The following is an 18502-nucleotide window of genomic DNA, read 5'->3' as shown; positions in this document are numbered from 1 at the left end:
CTTACTTCCCACGTTTAAACACCTCTAATGCACCTTTCATCCATTCTGCATTTTTTTCATCAAACTGCATGGAGGAAATCATGTCATATAAATTAGACTCTAGCTCTGCTTTTTCTTTTCGAATCTCTTGGATTTTTGCTCCGATGGCGGCCATGTCGACAGGCTCTTCTTCTTCAAATGTATCAACATATCTTGGGATATTTAAGTTGAAGTCATTTTCTTTGATTTCCTCAAAGCTTGCCACATGTGCATACTTTTCTACTTCTTCTCGTTTTTGATATGTCTCTACTACTTTATCAATGTGGTCAGTTGATAATTTGTTTTGATTTTTCCCTTTGGTGAATTCTTTACTCGCATCAATAAATAGTACATCACGCGTTGTACGGTTTTTCTTTAAAATGATGACAGTCGTTGGAATGCTTGTTCCAAAGAATAAGTTTGCTGGTAAACCGATGACCGCATCAATATGTCCATCTTCTAGTAATTTCTTACGGATGACACCTTCTGCTGCACCTCTAAAAAGAACACCATGTGGCAGGACAATCGCCATAGTTCCAGAATCTTTTAAATGATATAAGCCATGCAAAAGAAAAGCAAAGTCTGCTTTTGATTTCGGTGCTAGTTTCCCATAGCGATTAAAACGTGAATCATCTAAAAATGTATCATCTGCTGACCATTTGGCTGAATATGGCGGATTCATTAGAACTGAATCAAATGTATACGGCTCATCGGTCGGCCAGTCTTTATTTAATGTATCCCCGTTACGCAGACGCATGTCCTCGTAATCAACACCGTGCAGAATTAAGTTCATTTTTGCTAAATTAAAAGTTGTCGTATTCAGTTCTTGTCCATGATACTTCACACTTTCTGGATACTTAATGTAATTACGAACATTTAACATTAAAGAACCAGAACCCATAGTAGGGTCATACACGCTGAATAATTTTTTCTCCTCTTGTCCCATTGCCACAATACGCGCCATCATGATAGACACCTCATGTGGTGTATAGAATTCGCCGGCTTTTTTCCCTGCTTCAGAGGCAAATTGACTAATTAAATATTCATAGGCATCTCCAATGACATCTCCATTATGGCCAATGACATCGACATCATTTAATTTTTTCAGTACCTCTGTAATGGTGATATTTCTCTGTTGATCATCTGACCCCAGTTTTTTCGATTTCAAATCCACATCATCAAACAAGCCACTAAATTGAATATATTTCGTCGATAAATCAATGAATGCTTTATTCAAATCATTCAACTGAAAGATATTCTGTTTTGCCTGACTCGCTAACTCACTAAATAAATACGTTGGTTCGATATCATACCCTATCGTATCGACTAATGTTTCAATTAAGTCTTTTTGAATATCCTCATCTGATAACAACTCTTTGTATAATTGCGCTTGTTTATCCTGTGTATCATATTCTTCCAGTGATTCATCTGCAACTTCGACCACTTTTTCTAATAATCGATCAGATAAATATTTATAGAAGATCAATCCTAATAAGTAGTTTTTATACTCTGAAGCATCCATTTTGCTTCTAAGGTCATCTGCGGCACTAAATAATGTTGTATGTAAGTCAGCCATCGTTATTTCCTCACTTTTCTTTATTGATCATGTTGATTTAATACTTCTAAAAATATTTGTTCTTCTAATTTTGCTTGTTTCTTCATAAGCGCTTGACGCTTTCTAAAAATAAAATAGGCTGTTCCTATCATTTTTTGCTTTTCTATAGAAGGAAGCTGCACTTCTAACCCACGAAAAATACCAGGTGTTAGTTTTGGAACCGTACTTCCTTGCATAGAAACCGCCATTTGTTTTTTCATAAATTGAGATTCATTTAAAACATAACATAAATAATGCTTATCTAACTTATCGGTATCAATTATGAGTTTGGCAAAGTTCTGGTTCATGACTTTACCTTGAGTCTCTATACTGACAATGCCCGCAACTGAACTAACAAAGCTAAAGACCACATCACAAACGTTTGTTAAGTACGGATCAACCGTTAATAATGTGCTTTCTTTTTCATTTACAATGGAGTCTAAATAAGCGCCATCTAAATCTTTCATTAAATCTTCATAAGAATATGTAGATAAGTCAGCATGATCATGTTCGTTTTTTCTTGATTGATTTTTCCCCATTTTGATCGTTATGATTTGTTCAAGCTTCATATCCCGCCCTCATTTAGTAATTCGCACGAATTACTTTTTAATATATATTCATCGTACCATAGTCTGATTTCATCGACAATCATTTCAAGTATTCACACAGATTACTTTTAATTTATCGACTAATCAATAGTTCCTCCAGTTTCTTCATTAATAATAATTACTGGTGAAAATAAAGAAAACCAACTTCCATGATTGGAAGCTGGCAAATTTTTATATTAATTCGTATTCTGTCCTCCGCCATTCAATCCTTCTTTAATATAGCCTTTGACTTGACTTGAGGTTAATAGTCCGATATGTCCAACGCCGTGGATAAGGACGTTTCTTGCGCCAATTAAGTGAGAGAGGCTGTTGACGACGATGAGATCGGCTGAGCTATAGATAGATGTATATAGGATTTTTTGATTTGGATCAGTGCCTGGTAATGCTCTGAGTGAAACGAGTCCGTTCGCTCCACCTAGTGTGACGACGTTTTCAATTTTATCTCCGCCGTCTAGGTTCTTAATGTAATATAATGTGTTGGCTCCACCCATGCTATGAGCCACAATATCTACTTTTTTAGCGCCCGTTTTGGCTAGTACATCTTTAACGTATCTAGAAAGACGAGGGCCATTGTTCAGGTTATTGCCTGTTTTATCTATGAAATCGATTGCAAATAATTGGTTTTGATCCCAACCCTGTGTTACTAAGTATTGTTTGATCGAAGCAAAGTTATAAGACGCACCGCCCATTCCATGTACCATCACAACCGGATTATGTTCAGCCGCTTTGACCTCTTTTGGCTGGATGAAGGCCATTGAACCAATCACCAATGCAAGCGCTACAAGAATTTGCAATCTCGTTTTCTTTAAAAATATCACGTTCATTCCTCCTTATTTTTCTTGTTCCTCTCTATTTTAAACAAGGAAAATATGACAGAAAAGTGAACAAGGTAATATTTATAAAAATATTTAGTAGCACTATAAATGATTAAAAAGCACCTTGGACTTTTTTAAATTAAAACAAAAAGACTACGAGACTTTCTTTCCTATATAATATGAATAGACAAAAGGAGGTTCTACTAGATGCTCTTCACTCAAACACCTGCACCACCATACTATGCGGTGATTTTCACATCGAAACGAACAAATGTTGAATAGAAAGAGTACGCTGCTGCTGCTCAAAGAATGGATCAATTAGCGAAAGACTTGGGCGGTTTTCTTGGAATTGAAAGTGTACGAGATGAACACGGGACTGGGATTACTGTGTCGTATTGGGATTCATTATCAGCAATCAAAGAATGGAAAGAACATACAGCGCACCAGCGTGTTCAAAAAAAGGGGGAAACAGATTGGTACGAATCCTATACGACCCGAATTTGCAAGGTGGAGCATGATTACACAAACAAAAATTCACTCCTTGAAAATAAGCAAATGAATGAGGCCCTGCAAAATAGTGGGCTCTTTTTAACAGGCGCTTGAACTTGCAGCAGCCTTCATCTTCATTCCTGCTTCTAAAAAAGAAAAGCACCCACATATTAATATTTGAGGTGCATTTCAATGATATATTTGCTATTTATTTATACGTCACAAGGAAATATTTCTTTTTCCCTCTTCTTAAGACAGTAAATTGGTTTTCAATGCGGTCTTCTGCTGAAAGGACGTAGTCTTTATCGGTTTGTCTCTCTCCGTTGATGTAGACGGCGCCATTTGTGATATCTTCACGTGCTTGACGCTTTGATGGAGACAGCTTTGATTCGACAAGGACATCCACAAGTGTTAATTCTTCTGTGCTGCTTTTCTCCATTGATGGAACATCCTTAAAGCCTACTTTGACTTCTTCCGCTGTAAGAGATTTGATCTCGCCTTTAAATAGTGCATTTGAGATGTTGACAGCCTGTTCTAATGACTCACGGCCATGTACAAGTGTTGTCACTTCTTCTGCTAAACGGCGCTGTGCTTCTCGCTTTTCAGGAGCTGTTTGCACTTTTTCTTCGTACGATGCGATCTCTTCTTTTGATAGGAACGTAAAGTATTTTAAGTATTTCACGACATCACGGTCATCTGTGTTGATCCAGAATTGGTAGAATTCATATGGTGATGTTTTTTCTTTATCTAACCAGATCGCGCCGCCTTCTGTTTTACCAAACTTCGTGCCGTCTGCTTTTGTGACAAGCGGCATTGTCAGACCGAATGCTTTCGCACCTTCTGCTTCAGACTTACGGATTAGCTCAAGTCCAGATGTGATATTTCCCCACTGATCGCTTCCGCCGATTTGCAGCTTACAGTTTTCATTTCTGTAAAGGTTTAAGAAGTCTAACGATTGCAAAATGACGTAGCTGAATTCTGTGTACGAAATCCCTGTTTCAATACGAGAGCTAACGATATCTTTTGCGAGCATGAAGTTCACACCGAAGTTCTTTCCAATATCACGAAGGAACGTGATGACATTCATTTGACTGATCCAGTCATAGTTATTCACGATGACAGCTGGGTTTTCGCCGACTTCAAAATCAAGAAATTGAGAGAGCTGGCCTTTGATTTTCTCTGACCACTGTTCGACAATTTCTGCTGGGTTTAGTGAACGTTCTGCTTTTTTGAAACTTGGGTCACCAATCAGGCCAGTTGCGCCGCCAACAAGTGCAATCGGATGATGGCCTGCTTCTTGGAATCTACGCAATGTTAAAATTGGCAGTAAGTGACCAATGTGCAGGCTGTCAGCTGTTGGATCGAAGCCTGAGTAAAGCTTGATTTTTTCTTCTGCTAATAATTTTGTCAAACCTTCTTCATCTGTTTGCTGCTGAATTAATCCTCTGAACGCTAAATCTTCCATCAATTGACTCATATCCAAATCTCCTTTATTTACAATTCAACATAAAAAACGCCCCTTCGAATGAACGAAGGGACGATATATATATCGCGGTACCACCCTGCTTAAAAGACAAATATCACGTCTTTTCACTTACACTGATAACGGACAGATCCGTTCTTTCACTAATCAGGCAGCATGTATGCCCCTTTTCGTAAAAGCGGTTCGTGAGGGTAATTCGAATATCTCTTTGTACTGACTCGCACCAGCCGTCAGCTCTCTTGAACAGGGAAAGATGATTCTACTGAATCTCAGTCAAAACCTTTGCATATTCAACTAAAGTCATTTTTAACATACTTTTGATATCAAGTCAACTGACGAAGAAACTTAGTCTTCCATTGTGGAAAGGTCACCAGCAGGTAAATTCAGCTCCCACGCCTTTAGTACACGTCTCATAATTTTTCCGCTTCGGGTTTTTGGCAGTTTGTCTTTAAACTCGATTTCTCTTGGTGCCGCATGTGCAGCGAGTCCTTTTTTCACAAATGTACGAATTTCTTCTTTCAGGTCATCCGATGGCTCATATCCGCTTCTAAGCGCAATAAATGCTTTAATGATTTCGCCGCGCACTGGATCTGGTTTTCCAATGACCCCTGCCTCTGCAATGGCCGGATGTTCCACCAGTTTACTTTCCACCTCAAATGGACCGACCCGTTCTCCTGATGTCATAATGACATCATCCACACGTCCCTGGAACCAAAAGTATCCGTCTTCGTCCATATAAGCTGAATCTCCTGAAACATACCAATCTCCCGGCATAAAGTAAGATTCATATTTTTCAGGATTGTTCCAGATCGTATGCATCATAGACGGCCAGCCCTTTTTGATGGCAAGGTTGCCCATTCGATATGGTGGGAGTTCGTTACCGGCATTATCGACAATCGCAGCTTCAACGCCTGGAATTGGTTTGCCCATTGAACCTGGTTTGATATCCATGCATGGGTAGTTACAAATCAGCTGTGCACCGGTTTCTGTCATCCACCATGTATCGTGAATTCGTTTGCCAAATACAGCATCTCCCCAGCGGATAACCTCAGGATTAAGTGGTTCTCCTACACTTAAGACATGACGAAGCGAGCTAAGGTCATATTTTTGAATGAGATCGTCCCCTGCCCCCATCAGCATTCTGAACGCTGTCGGTGCGCTATACCAAACGGTCACCCCTAGTGATTCAATGGTTTCGTACCACGTATCAGGGTTGAACCTGCCCCCTAAAATGACATTTGTTGCTCCATTTAACCAAGGCGAAAAAATCCCGTATACTGTACCTGTTACCCAGCCTGGATCAGCTGTACACCAGTAGACGTCGTCTTCTTTCAAGTCAAGTACCCATTTACCGGTCTGATCTTGCTGCACCATCGCACCATGGACATGCAGCACACCTTTTGGCGTACCGGTTGACCCTGATGTGTAATGCAGCAGATAGCCATCTTTTTCATCCATCCATTCAATGTCGAGTTCCTTTGCTGCGTTTTTAAACGCATCCTCATAGTGAATCGTCCGCACGCCATCGACGTCTTTCTTTTCACCGCCGACTATGACGACTGATTCAAGCTTTGGAAGCTCTGCAAACGGAATCCGATCAAGCAGATCAGGCGTTGTCACAATCACTTTTGCTTCACTATTTTCTAAACGATCTTTGACGGCACCTTCCATAAATGCCTCAAATAACGGGCCGACGATTGCACCAATTTTGACAGCACCAAGCAAAAGGAAATAGAGTTCAGGCGATCTTGGCATAAAGATAAAAACACGATCTCCTTTTTGTACATGTGCCTTTTCTCTTAATAGATTCCCTGCTTTGTTTGTGTTGATCTTCATATCCCTGAACGTATACTTTTCATCCCGCTGTGAATCTTTGTAGTGAAGCGCCACCTTGTTTTTACGAAACGAGTCCGCATGTCTGTCAATCGCTTCATAGGCTGCATTTACTTTTCCTGTTTCATACCAGGAGAAGTTTTTTCTCGCTTCCTCCCATGAAAAATTTTTGTATGCCTGCTCATAATCATTTAAATGATAGTCCCCTTTTACTGATGGTAGCGTTTCCACTTTCATCAAACAGTCCCCCTTTGCATACGTTTACAATGACTATTATAGTATAGATGACTTTTTTTCTCAATTTTTAAAAAACTTATAGTGAAACCGTTTTAATTCCTGCAAGATTTAAGATAAAATAGAGACGACTCACTAGAATTTGAGGCGGTGGATACGTGGAGCATCCTAAAACTTATTATTCAAAAACAATTGAGCACGAAACAGGCACCATCCTGATTGAAGGCCCGGTACCTGCATCAGAGCTTGCGAACTATACGTTTCATGAAGGACTAACGGCATTTCGCACGCCTGAGGAGCAGAAACAAGCACTTGTGGAAATAGCAGACCTTCCCGAAGGACGTATTATCATTGCAAGAGTGGATGAGCTTGTCATAGGCTATGTCACGTATTTGTACCCTGATCCGCTTGAGCGCTGGTCAGAGGGCAACATGGAGAATTTAATTGAGCTTGGTGCCATTGAAGTCGCTCCTCCATTCAGAGGCTGCTCACTTGGCAAGCATTTACTCGATGTGAGCATGATGGATGAGCAAATGGAGAATTACATCATCATTACAACTGAATATTACTGGCATTGGGATTTAAAGGGGACTAAGAAAAACGTTTGGGAGTACCGCAAAATGATGGAGAAAATGATGAACGCCGGCGGTCTTGTCTGGTTTGCAACAGACGAGCCAGAGATCAGCTCACATCCAGCCAATTGTTTGATGGCACGAATCGGAAAAAATGTGAGTCCTGATTCGATTGAGCGTTTTGATCGTCTTCGCTTCCATCAGCGCTTTATGTATTAGCATTCCATTCGTTTTTTTCGGCAAAGGGGATTGGTAAACATGATGATTGAACAAATTATGGAGCGTGATGTGATCACGCTGCGAAAAACCGATACGATTGAAGAAGCCATTCAAAAAATGAATGCGCATCACATTCGGCATATTCCCATCGTATCTGATCAAGGCTCTGTCATTGGGATGGTGACAGATCGGGATATTAAAAATGCCAGTCCAAGTATTTTCGAAACAGAAAAAAGGCAGCTTTTTATTCAGAGGCCAGTTGAAGAGATTATGGTGTTAGAGACGATTACCGCTCATCCGCTTGATTTCGTTGAGGAGATTTCGAGCGTCTTCTTTGAGCACGGCATTGGCTGTCTGCCAGTTGTCAGACGCGGTAAGCTTGTAGGCATTATCACGAAAACAGATTTACTTCGCACGTTTGTCAGACTGACAGGTGCAGACCAGCCGGGGTCACATTTAGAGGTTGAAGTGGAGCAAGTGACAGAAGGTCTTGCAGACATTACGGCCATTTTAAAGGAACAGCATATTCAAATCCTGAGTGTACTCGTGTACCCGCATGCCAATGAAGCCTCTAAAGTGCTCGTCTTCCGCCTTCAGACCATTCATGCAGATCATGTGACGAAGCTGATTCGTGCAAAAGGCTATCAGGTACTCTGGCCTATGGAGAAGACGATCAAATGAAGGAAGCGGCCTTTGTTTTTTCACCATCTTTTCAAACGTACCAGTTTCATCAAGACCATCCATTCAATCAGCTTCGTGTCTACTTAACATACGACCTTCTTCAAAAAATGAAGGCGTTATCGAATGATGAGATTGTCGCCCCTCGTATGGCGACGCTGGAGGAATTAAAGCTCGTCCATACAGCAGACTATATTCAAGCAGTACAGCGGGCAAGTGAAGGCAAACTGTCTACAAGAGACGGTGAACGATACGGTCTTGGCACTGAGGATACACCGATGTTTGCAGGGATGCATGAGGCGGCTTCTCTCCTTGTTGGCGGAACATTAACCGCGGTTGATCAAGTGATGCTTGGGCATTCACAGCACGCACTCAATCTTGGCGGCGGGCTTCACCACGGATTTAAAGGGCGTGCATCTGGATTTTGTATTTATAATGACAGCTCTGTGGCCATTCAATATATTCAAAAAAATTATGGCGCAAGGATTTTATATATTGATACGGATGCTCATCACGGTGATGGTGTACAGTTTAGCTTCTATGATGATCCAGAGGTATGTACTGTATCCATTCATGAAACGGGACGCTACTTATTCCCTGGAACTGGACAAGTACAGGAAAGAGGCCATGATAAAGGCTATGGCTATGCGTATAATATTCCGCTAGATGCATTTACAGAAGATGAATCGTTTCTAGAAGCATATCGAACAGCAGTGACTGAGATTGCTGCTTTTTTTAAACCAGATGTGATTTTGACGCAAAATGGAGCGGATGCTCACTATTATGATCCTTTAACTCATTTATCTGCCACGATGAAAATATATGAGGAAATTCCTAAACTTGCCCATGAGCTTGCACATCAATATTGTGATGGCAAATGGATTGCTGTGGGTGGAGGTGGATATGATATTTGGCGTGTTGTTCCAAGAGCGTGGAGTCGCATTTGGCTTGAGATGAAAGGCATCACACCGCCGGCTGAACTTCCTCAGGAGTGGATTCAGGCATGGAATAAGCAATCGCCTGTCCCCCTACCATCAACATGGGGAGATCCTGATGATTTGTATCCACCGATTCCAAGAAGAGCAGAAATCACAGAAAAAAATGCACAAACGGTAGAAAAAGCACTCATGCCTGTTAGAAGAGAGAGGAAAAATGCATAAAAAAGAAGCAGGCTGTCACTGATGAGGTGAGCCTGCTTTCTTGTTTATTTCGTTGATTGTCTTTCTTCGATTCTGTGTGGCAGTTCGACAATTTGGTCTTCCACTTGTTCTTTGTTCATCAGCTTTGTCAACAGTCTCATTGCGACAGCACCAATATCATATGTCGGCTGAACAACCGTTGTCAGCTGAGGGCGCACCATGAGAGAAAGTCTGGTGTTATCAAAACCAATCACTTCTAAATCTTCAGGGATGGATACGCCTCTGTCCTGCGCCCCGTGAATCACACCTAGAGCCATCTCGTCAGTAGCTGCAATAACAGCTGTCGGCTTGTCAGATTGGTCAAGCAGATTATCCAAAGCGTCAATTCCAGAATCATAAGAGTAATCACCTTCAGCAACAAGCGCTTCGTCAAACGCAATGCCCGCTTCTTCAAGCGCACGCTTATAACCAGCAAGCTTTCTTACAGAGTTAATTGGTTCTGACATTGGGCCAGATACGAAGGCAATTCGTTTATGTCCTTTTTCAACTAATAGCTGAACGGAATCATAAACGGCCTGTTCATAGTTAATGTTGACAGATGGTGTTTGTGCCTGCTCTTCAACAGATGCTGCAAGAACAATTGGTACAGGAGAGCGCTTAAATTCTTCCACATGCACATCTGTGATGTTTCCACCCATAAAGACAATTCCGTCCACTTGTTTGCCAAGCATTGTATTTAACAAATGAAGCTCTTTATCAGTATTTTGGTCTGAGTTGCTCAAAATGATGTTGTACTTGTACATTGTCGCGATATCTTCAATTCCTCGTGCAAGCTCAGAATAGAAGATACTAGAAATATCAGGGATGATGACCCCAACAGTCGTTGTCTTTTTACTTGCGAGACCTCGCGCGACTGCATTCGGACGGTAGCCAAGACGATCAATCGCTTCAAGCACCTTTTTTCTTGTTGTTGGTTTTACGTTCGGATTACCATTCACAACGCGTGATACCGTTGCCATACTTACATTTGCTTCTCTTGCTACATCATATATTGTAACATTATTCACATAAATCACTCCTTCAAATACACTTCATATCTATAGCATTCACCAATTGGGTAGAGACATATCAGATACGAGGAAAATAATATCCTATTTGTCATTAAAACGATGAAAAGAGACACATAATTTTTCAATTTACATCAAAATGACATTCTTTTATGAAATTATACACGTTTTTTCATCATATGAAAACGTTCCCTTTCTTTTTATAACTAAATTAAACAAACTTTCATGCGTTTGTTATCTGTAAATTGAATCATATTTCATCAAAAGTCATCGTGAATGTCAGCTATGACAATGATCTTAGCAGATGTTGCCGAATTTTAAAAATGAAAACATTGTGAACAAGCGATGTTTAAGCTTGCAATGTGCTTTCTTCCTTTCATTCCCAATCTCCACCGTATTTTCTCCATAAAAAAACCGCCGGGCTGTCATCCGGCGGTATTTCTACCTATGATTATGCGTGAATGTTGACAAGTGGTCTTAACGCATCTAACCATTTTTCGAATTGAGGGATATCCATTTGCTGCGCTGAATCAGATAGGGCAACAGATGGATCAGGATGTACTTCTGCCATCACACCGTCTGCTCCAATTGCAAGCGCTGCTTTAGCTGTTGGAAGAAGTAGATCTCTACGTCCAGTTGAGTGCGTCACATCAACAAAGACTGGTAAATGTGTCTCTTGTTTCAAGATTGGCACAGCAGAGATATCTAGTGTATTTCTTGTCGCAGTTTCGTATGTGCGGATTCCGCGCTCGCAAAGGATGATTTGGTCATTTCCTTGTGCGATGATGTATTCAGCTGCATTGATGAATTCTGAAATTGTTGCTGCTAGACCGCGCTTTAAAAGAACTGGCTTTTTCACAGATCCGGCTTCTTTTAATAGCTCGAAGTTTTGCATATTACGGGCACCAATTTGAATCACATCAATATGCTCGATGGCTTCTTCAATATGAGCTGGGTTGACGATTTCACTAATCACAGCAAGACCGTATTCATCCGCTACACGCTTTAGAATCTTTAGACCGTCTACGCCAAGCCCTTGGAAGTCGTATGGACTTGTGCGAGGCTTAAATGCGCCGCCGCGAAGAAGTTTTAGTCCCTGTTGTTTAGCTGCTGCCGCTACTTCCGCGACTTGTTCGTAGCTTTCAACAGCACATGGTCCAACGATGAAGCGTTGTTTTCCATCACCGATCGCTTCTCCATTGATGTTCACGATTGTATTTTCTGGTTTTTTCTTACGAGAAACAAGAAGTGCTTTGCTGTGGTCATCTTCTTGAAGCTCTAGACCTGCTTTGAAAATTTCTTTGAAAATATGCTGGATGGTTGAATTTTCAAATGGGCCATCATTTTCTTCAATAATTTGGTTCAGCATTGTGCGCTCTCTGACAGGATCATAACGGTTGACACCTTGCGCTTCTTTTGCCTTTCCAATTTCTTTTACAATATTTCCTCTTTCATTGATCAATTTTAAGATTTGAAGATTCAGTTTATCTGCTTGCTGTCTCAATTGTTCCAATTCATTGTTGCTCATTTTTGTCATCCTTTCCTCTGCCCGCTCTCGCTTTTTATTTTTGATCTCTTATAATAGGGTTTATTATAAACAAAGATTTCGGAATTGTCACGAAAAAATTCTTTATTACCCAAACGCTTTTAAGCGATAAAGTATTATGTGTAAGATTATAGCATACTTTTGATACAAGTAAACCTTTTTTATAAAAAAACGTCAGCGGTTGCTGACGTTTTTCTTTACATATTATGTTCAAGCGCTTCTTGTGTAATGCTTGAGTGAGATGCATGCCATTTTACTTTTCCACCGCTAAAGATAAGTGCCTGCGGGCTTTCGTGCTTAACGCCTGACTTTTCAGCCACATAAGACGAAAGCTCTCTTGTGTTTTGAATTTGCAAGTAATACGTCGGCACGTCTTCATGAGCAGACGCAAATGCTTCAAACTCTTGAAAAGCAGCTTGGCTGATTGGGCATGTCAAACTGTGCTTAAAAAAGACAAAGGTTCCGTCTTGATTCGTTAGTTGATCAAATTGTTCTTCTGTTTCGATAAGTTGCTTTGACATGATGTGCTCCTTCCTCACTTCAAACAGCGAATTAGCTTTTAGTCGATTGTTCTACTTTTTCTTTGACATCTTTGATGCCTTCTTCAATGTCTGATTTTGCTTCTTGTGCTTTTCCTTTTGCTTCGTCTGCTGCTTCTGACGCTTCACTTGCAATTTGAGCTGCAGCATCTTCTGCTTCACTTTTCACTTGATTAGCTTTACCAGCTGCACGCTCTTTTATGTCTTTCACTTTGTCTAAAATCTGGTTCGACTGCTCCGCCACCAGCTGAGAGAATTCAGATGTTTTATCTTTCGCAATCGTCACATATTCCGTGCCTTTTTCCTTCGCATCTGTTGTGAGTCGATCTGTTTTTTCTTTTAAAGCATTCGCTTGGGTGTTCAAATCATCGCGAAGCTCTTTCCCTGACTTCGGTGCTAAAAATAATGCGGTTGTTGCACCAATAATGCCACCGATAAGTGTTCCGATCAAAAAGTCTTTGCTATTGATTCCGTCTTTGCTCATGATTATTCCTCCTATGCGAATATGGTTTATTTTTGGTGTTTACGCTGTTTCCATTTTTTATAAATTTCAAGTGCTGCGTTACTCCAGCTTACCACATCCGTGACTTTCTCTTGATTCCTTTCAACGGACGAAGAAACCGCTCCAGCTGCCTGCTTTATGCTTGTATTAAATTGGTTGATCGAGCCGCCAATTCCCTGCACCGCATCCACAACTGTGCTTAGTTTTGCTGATTTGTCTTGAATATCTTCTGCGAGCTGATTCGTCTTATGTAGCAGCTGTGTTGTCTCTGTGGTGATGCCTTGCATCTGTCCTTCAAGACCTTCTAAAGTTGATGCAACATTCTTTAATGTCAGCTGTAAGGATTTCAATGTTTTGGACAAGTAGATGACAAGAATGAAGAACGCAATTGCAATGAGTGCAACGCTTAAATAAAGAATAATAATCATCTGATACCTCCTTTGCTGCGGGCATATTCAGTTCAATACCCTCTCGTTGTATCATTCAAACATCGCCTAGAATGACCGATTGAATAATAATTCTACACTTATTCGCCGATTCCTGTCCACAGCGATCGAAAAAAAGCGGCACATCTTGACACATTTAGCCCCTTTGTCACATTTTATTCAAAATAAAAAAAGTGCCGATTGAAACGGCACTTTGATGTCGATACATTTATACAGCAACTTTCTCATAAGCACGCAGATATTTTTGAATATCTCCTGCTCCCATAAAAATCAAAATCGCATTTTCATGCGCTTTCAGCACAGTTGTATCGTCTTCTTCGATCAATTGAGCTTGCGGAATTTTTTCTCTTAAATCTTCAATGCTGAGTTTCCCAATGTTTTCACGAGCTGAACCGAAAATATCACACAGATATACATAGTCCGCTTTCTTTAGGCTGTCAGCGAATTCAGTTAAGAATTGCTGTGTACGTGTGAACGTATGCGGCTGGAAGACAGCGACAATATCACGGTCTGGATATTTCTGACGAGCTGCTTCAATCGTGACCTCAATTTCAGTTGGGTGATGCGCATAATCGTCAATTAAGACCTGCTCACCGACTACTTTTTCATTAAAGCGTCGTTTCACACCGCCAAATGTCGTTAAAGCACCTTTAATGAGTTCTGCATCAATGGCTTCATAGTGACATAATGCAATCACAGCTAACGAGTTGAGAACGTTATGATTTCCATAGGCAGGAATGTAGAAGGTATCGTAAAACGTATTGCGTACAAATACATCAAATGTGGTGCCTTCTGTATTTTTCACAACATTACGTGCTTGGAAATCATTTTCTTCATTGAATCCGTAGTACACAACAGGTACTTTCGCTTGAATCTTGAGCAGATGCTCATCGTCTCCGCAAGCGATAATGGCTTTTTTCACTTGAAGCGCCATGTTTTGAAACGCATCAAACACATCATCGATATCCGAGAAATAATCAGGATGATCAAAATCAATATTTGTCATGATTGCATAGTCTGGGTGGTAGCTGAGGAAATGTCTGCGGTATTCGCATGCTTCAAATACAAAATACTCGCTGTTTTCTTTCCCCATTCCAGATCCATCACCGATTAAGTACGAGGTTGGCTTTGCCGATTGCATCACATGTGCCAGCAGGCCTGTTGTCGATGTTTTACCATGAGCACCTGTAATCGCAACGTTTGTGAATGAATCCATGTATTCTCCAAGAAATTTATGATAACGAATGACAGGTATCCCTTTAGAAAGGGCACGCTCGATTTCAGGGTGTGTATCTGGGAATGCATTACCTGCAATCACCGTCATCCCCGGCTGAATATTATCTGGGTTAAATGGAAGAATTTTGATATTTCGTTCTTCTAATGCTTTTTGAGTAAAGATGTATTTTTCGATATCCGATCCTTGGACAGTATATCCAGTATCATGAAGAATTTGGGCCAGCGGACTCATACCTGTCCCTTTTATTCCAACAAAATGATAAACAGTCATAATTGTACCTCCAACAAACGTCTATCTGACTTACAGTATATGACGCTCATTTCAATTTGCAACTTGTGATTTTTGTCTCTAGCTGATCACAGATCGCAGCTCCAAATAAAGATTTTTTCCGATCTTCCTATTCTAATCAATATTAACTATGATTAGTATCCGACAACTTTCCCATTTCTAACACCTGTTTTCGCTTATTTCACTTGAAAAGCGGTTAGACAGGCATGCAAAAAGCGTCCAATTCCAAAATTGCACCTATGTGCTATCATACCATGTTTATCAAAAAAATGAAGTGGTTTGTTTAGATCAATTGTTCTAAGTCACTTAGTGTCATGAGGACTTCTCTTGGCTTACTGCCTTTTGCGCCAGAGATCATTCCTTCACGTTCCATCATGTCAATCAATCTCGCTGCACGATTGTAGCCAATTCTAAATCTTCTTTGCAAACTGGATGTACTGGCACTATTTTGCTCGATGGCAAACCGGCACGCATCCATAAACAATTCGTCTTCGTCTGTAATGGCAGAGCCTTGGAGCATTAATTCCTCCTGTTCAAAAAGGAACACGGGCTTGCGCTGTTTTCTTACATGCGCTACAACTTCATCAATCTCTCGGTCTGATACAAAGTTCCCTTGCAGCCTCGTCGGCTTGCCTGAGCCATTTTCTAAGAAGAGCATGTCTCCTTTGCCGAGAAGCTTTTCTGCACCTGCCATGTCAATAATGGTTCTTGAATCGACTTGACTAGAAACAGAAAACGCAATTCTTGTTGGGATGTTCGCTTTAATGAGTCCAGTGATGACATCAACTGACGGTCTTTGGGTCGCAATGAGTAAATGGATGCCGCAGGCTCTTGCTTTTTGTGCAATCCGGCAAATGCTTTCTTCGACTTCATTTGGTGCAACCATCATTAAATCAGCCAGCTCATCAATGACAACGACGAGATACGGCAGCTTTTCACCCATTTGTTTTTCTTTTACCAGTTCATTAAATCGTTTGATTTCTCTCACACCGGAGTGTGCAAACAGTTCGTAGCGTCTTTCCATTTCATCTACTACCCATTTCAGAGCAGCTGTCGCTGTCTTGGCATCGGTAATGACTGGGCTCACAAGATGCGGAATGTGATTATAAGGCGCTAGTTCAACCATTTTAGGGTCGATTAAGAGCATTTTCACTTCATCTGGTGAGGCTTTAAACATTAAGCTCACTAAAATGGTATTTATACAGACACTTTTTCCAGAACCTGTTGCTCCCGCAATTAGGCCGTGCGGCATTTTTTGCAAATCAACGACAACTGGCTGACCTGAAATATCTAATCCGAGCGCTGCTGTTAATGGAGATGGATTGTCTCTAAATGCACTGCTTCTGATCATTTCTCTTAGGAAGACCATTTTGCTGTGCAGGTTCGGCACTTCGATACCGATCGTGTTCTTTCCTGGAATCGGTGCTTCGATTCGAATATCCTTTGCAGACAAACTAAGTTTAATATCATCTGACAGGTTTGTAATTTTGTTCACTTTCACACCTGGTTCAGGATGCACTTCAAATCTTGTGACAGACGGGCCTTGTGTGACATGAACCACACTTGCTCTGACATTGAAATTTTTCAGCGTTGCATTGAGCAGTTCTGCCCGTTCTTTTACCCATGTTCCGTCCTCTTCTTTTTGAGCTGGCGGTACGTCTAGAAGGGCTAGGCTTGGAAAAACATATCCATGTGCATCTGCGGTTTTCTTCTGCCCTTGCACGCGCTGGTCACTTTTTAGCATCATGACGTTAAAAGGAACAGTGGAGGTTTGACCGCTTGAGCGCCTTGGCTCTGGTGATGACTGCTTTGGTACTTCACGCTTATCTTCATGCGTTTGTTCCTGCTGCTCTGTTTGATTTATGGCGATGCCAGCCTGTTCAGAGGCAGTCAGTTCATCTGTTACTTGTTCTGCCGGCAGGATTTCATCCTCATCTGCGATCTCATCTTCTGCCATAACATGACCTTCTTGCACATCCTGTATGATCATTGGCTCAGCTTCTTCAAATTCTGCTGCTATAGCGTCTTCTTGTTTTTCTTCTTGTGAAGATGTCTCTACATCCTCCATAGCTATATGTTCCACTGCGTCCTCTTCTACCATCGCAGTTTCTTCTACTGGGCTGTCTATTTCCATTTCAATCGCTGACGGTGTGTTTTCAGCTGTTTCAAATGTGAATGTTTCTTGTTCCTCAGTATCACCTTCAAGCCGATTCAGCTCGTCTTTTTCTTGTTCGATGGTGACTGACTGTTCTGGTTCTAGCTCAAGGTCTACCGGCTGTTCTTCGTGTGCTTCACCTTGCTCCATATGTAAGAGCGCTTCCTGATGATCTTCGGCCTTTGACAAAGCTTGATCTTGATCCTCTGTCTTCCTTAAAGGCTCGTCATATAAACGCTCCATCGTCGATTGCACGTGATCCTGATAAGCGAGTTCTTCTTGCACAGTAAACGGTGTCGTATCGGGTCGCTTCTCTGCTTTTTCTTCTGTTGGAGCAGACATCATGTCTTCCATACGATGTTCTTTTCGTATAGACGGGATGTTCATTTGCTGTCTCACATTCCGCTCACGCTCTGCCTCTTCTGACAGCAGTGTGACACGCTGTGACGTTTCTTCTGCCGCCTTCATTTGAACAGAGGCAGCTTCTCCTTTGGCTTCTGTGCGTTTTGGACGCATATCCTGATGGTAGCCATAGATGGGTGAAGGGATTTGCTCTGTTTTGAATGGTTTTTTATTCATATCAGGCTGCAACGTTTGTTTTGGCTGATTGGTCGTCTGCTTTGCCTTTGGCCGGCTCTGACGCGGGCGTCTTCTTTCCTGCTGATTCGCTCCCTCACGCGCAGGTTCATCTGGAACAAGAGGAAAGCGGAAGTTCCCTTTTGGATATTCATAATACACTTTTGTATCTTCAATTTTTTTATATTCTTTATTTTGTTCAAAAGCTGACTGCTTTGGCGCAGCCGGACCTGCTTCCGGTCTCTCAGCTTTTTCTTCTTTTTTTTCTTCTCCTAAAAACACACTGAAAAATTTATCTAACCAACTCATCATTTATCACTCACTTTAACTCCCCTTACGTTTTCTTGGGCGATTTTTAGTATACCATTGCTTTTTCATGCAGAAAAGCGAGAAAAGTGCCACTCCTTGCTGTTCGTGCTGTATGGAGATGAAAAAAAGTCACTAAGTACGTACTTAGTGACTTT

15 protein-coding genes, 1 pseudogene and 1 other annotated feature are annotated in these 18502 nt (G+C 41.2%); of the genes and pseudogenes, 4 read left to right on the top strand and 12 right to left on the bottom strand.

Annotation, left to right across the window (positions count from 1 at the left end; translation table 11 throughout):
* Position 1: 1 nt before the first annotated feature.
* The 3 genes from GPA07_RS06455 to GPA07_RS06445 form a co-directional block, all read right to left on the bottom strand.
* Complete coding sequence (locus GPA07_RS06455; RefSeq protein WP_157292216.1) at positions 2–1594, bottom strand: type I restriction-modification system subunit M; 1593 nt, start codon at positions 1592–1594, stop codon at positions 2–4.
* A gap of 20 nt (positions 1595–1614) precedes the next feature.
* On the bottom strand, positions 1615–2181 hold the full coding sequence (locus tag GPA07_RS06450) for a restriction endonuclease subunit S (RefSeq protein ID WP_157292215.1): 567 nt from the start codon (positions 2179–2181) through the stop codon (positions 1615–1617).
* Positions 2182–2396: 215 nt separating this feature from the next.
* Entirely contained in the window at positions 2397–2975 is a 579-nt protein-coding gene (locus GPA07_RS06445) for an esterase/lipase family protein (RefSeq protein ID WP_442859333.1), read from the bottom strand.
* A gap of 267 nt (positions 2976–3242) precedes the next feature.
* On the opposite strand from GPA07_RS06445, the pseudogene GPA07_RS06440 reads away from it, so the two are divergent.
* Positions 3243–3638: pseudogene (locus tag GPA07_RS06440) on the top strand (antibiotic biosynthesis monooxygenase family protein).
* A gap of 94 nt (positions 3639–3732) precedes the next feature.
* Here GPA07_RS06440 and tyrS read toward each other — a convergent pair.
* Together tyrS and acsA are read right to left on the bottom strand one after the other, a co-directional pair.
* Positions 3733–5001: a tyrosine--tRNA ligase gene (gene tyrS, locus GPA07_RS06435; protein ID WP_008356358.1), complete on the bottom strand. Its 1269-nt coding sequence runs from the start codon at positions 4999–5001 to the stop codon at positions 3733–3735.
* Between the two features lie 53 nt (positions 5002–5054).
* Positions 5055–5293: a binding site (T-box leader), on the bottom strand.
* 59 nt (positions 5294–5352) lie between these two features.
* On the bottom strand, positions 5353–7077 hold the full coding sequence (gene acsA, locus GPA07_RS06430) for an acetate--CoA ligase (protein ID WP_157292213.1): 1725 nt from the start codon (positions 7075–7077) through the stop codon (positions 5353–5355).
* Positions 7078–7232: 155 nt separating this feature from the next.
* Here acsA and GPA07_RS06425 point away from each other — a divergent pair, with 155 nt between their 5' ends.
* Genes GPA07_RS06425 through GPA07_RS06415 form a run of 3 tightly spaced genes read left to right on the top strand, consistent with a single transcriptional unit; the run spans position 7233 to position 9703 of the window.
* Entirely contained in the window at positions 7233–7865 is a 633-nt protein-coding gene (locus GPA07_RS06425; RefSeq protein ID WP_008356362.1) for a GNAT family N-acetyltransferase, read from the top strand.
* Positions 7866–7904: 39 nt separating this feature from the next.
* The gene (locus GPA07_RS06420; RefSeq protein WP_157292212.1) at positions 7905–8546 is read left to right on the top strand and encodes a CBS and ACT domain-containing protein; all 642 of its coding nucleotides are present in this window, start codon (positions 7905–7907) and stop codon (positions 8544–8546) included.
* A complete protein-coding gene (locus GPA07_RS06415) occupies positions 8543–9703 on the top strand; it encodes an acetoin utilization protein AcuC (protein WP_157292211.1) in 1161 nt (386 codons plus the stop codon). The genes GPA07_RS06420 and GPA07_RS06415 overlap by 4 nt, the downstream gene beginning before the upstream one ends.
* Before the next feature lie 44 nt (positions 9704–9747).
* Here the strand turns inward: GPA07_RS06415 and ccpA are convergent, their stop codons facing one another.
* The 7 genes from ccpA to GPA07_RS06380 form a co-directional block, all read right to left on the bottom strand.
* Positions 9748–10749, bottom strand: coding sequence for a catabolite control protein A (ccpA, locus tag GPA07_RS06410; protein ID WP_157292210.1), 1002 nt, complete (start codon positions 10747–10749; stop codon positions 9748–9750).
* Between the two features lie 451 nt (positions 10750–11200).
* Complete coding sequence (locus GPA07_RS06405) at positions 11201–12277, bottom strand: bifunctional 3-deoxy-7-phosphoheptulonate synthase/chorismate mutase (RefSeq protein WP_008356369.1); 1077 nt, start codon at positions 12275–12277, stop codon at positions 11201–11203.
* A gap of 215 nt (positions 12278–12492) precedes the next feature.
* A complete protein-coding gene (gene ytxJ, locus GPA07_RS06400) occupies positions 12493–12816 on the bottom strand; it encodes a bacillithiol system redox-active protein YtxJ (protein WP_008356371.1) in 324 nt (107 codons plus the stop codon).
* Between the two features lie 31 nt (positions 12817–12847).
* Positions 12848–13318, bottom strand: coding sequence for a YtxH domain-containing protein (locus tag GPA07_RS06395; protein WP_071168768.1), 471 nt, complete (start codon positions 13316–13318; stop codon positions 12848–12850).
* 26 nt (positions 13319–13344) lie between these two features.
* A complete protein-coding gene (locus GPA07_RS06390) occupies positions 13345–13764 on the bottom strand; it encodes a DUF948 domain-containing protein (protein ID WP_071168767.1) in 420 nt (139 codons plus the stop codon).
* Between the two features lie 226 nt (positions 13765–13990).
* On the bottom strand, positions 13991–15289 hold the full coding sequence (gene murC, locus GPA07_RS06385) for a UDP-N-acetylmuramate--L-alanine ligase (protein ID WP_008356378.1): 1299 nt from the start codon (positions 15287–15289) through the stop codon (positions 13991–13993).
* Between the two features lie 301 nt (positions 15290–15590).
* Positions 15591–18350: a DNA translocase FtsK gene (locus GPA07_RS06380; RefSeq protein WP_157292209.1), complete on the bottom strand. Its 2760-nt coding sequence runs from the start codon at positions 18348–18350 to the stop codon at positions 15591–15593.
* Positions 18351–18502: the final 152 nt, after the last annotated feature.

Source organism: Bacillus sp. ms-22 (assembly GCF_009759805.1).
GTDB classification, from domain to species: domain Bacteria; phylum Bacillota; class Bacilli; order Bacillales; family Bacillaceae; genus Bacillus; species Bacillus xiamenensis.
The sequence above is the reverse complement of the archived record's forward strand: the minus strand, read 5'-3'. Positions and strand labels throughout refer to the sequence as shown.

Coding starts and splice junctions, on each gene's coding strand:
- GPA07_RS06455 (WP_157292216.1), bottom strand. CDS start 1,594: ATGGCTGACTTACATACAACATTATTTAGTGCCGCAGATGACCTTAGA.
- GPA07_RS06450 (WP_157292215.1), bottom strand. CDS start 2,181: ATGAAGCTTGAACAAATCATAACGATCAAAATGGGGAAAAATCAATCA.
- GPA07_RS06445 (WP_442859333.1), bottom strand. CDS start 2,975: ATGGCCTTCATCCAGCCAAAAGAGGTCAAAGCGGCTGAACATAATCCG.
- tyrS (WP_008356358.1), bottom strand. CDS start 5,001: ATGAGTCAATTGATGGAAGATTTAGCGTTCAGAGGATTAATTCAGCAG.
- acsA (WP_157292213.1), bottom strand. CDS start 7,077: ATGAAAGTGGAAACGCTACCATCAGTAAAAGGGGACTATCATTTAAAT.
- GPA07_RS06420 (WP_157292212.1), top strand. CDS start 7,905: ATGATGATTGAACAAATTATGGAGCGTGATGTGATCACGCTGCGAAAA.
- GPA07_RS06415 (WP_157292211.1), top strand. CDS start 8,543: ATGAAGGAAGCGGCCTTTGTTTTTTCACCATCTTTTCAAACGTACCAG.
- GPA07_RS06405 (WP_008356369.1), bottom strand. CDS start 12,277: ATGAGCAACAATGAATTGGAACAATTGAGACAGCAAGCAGATAAACTG.
- ytxJ (WP_008356371.1), bottom strand. CDS start 12,816: ATGTCAAAGCAACTTATCGAAACAGAAGAACAATTTGATCAACTAACG.
- GPA07_RS06395 (WP_071168768.1), bottom strand. CDS start 13,318: ATGAGCAAAGACGGAATCAATAGCAAAGACTTTTTGATCGGAACACTT.
- GPA07_RS06390 (WP_071168767.1), bottom strand. CDS start 13,764: ATGATTATTATTCTTTATTTAAGCGTTGCACTCATTGCAATTGCGTTC.
- murC (WP_008356378.1), bottom strand. CDS start 15,289: ATGACTGTTTATCATTTTGTTGGAATAAAAGGGACAGGTATGAGTCCG.
- GPA07_RS06380 (WP_157292209.1), bottom strand. CDS start 18,350: ATGATGAGTTGGTTAGATAAATTTTTCAGTGTGTTTTTAGGAGAAGAA.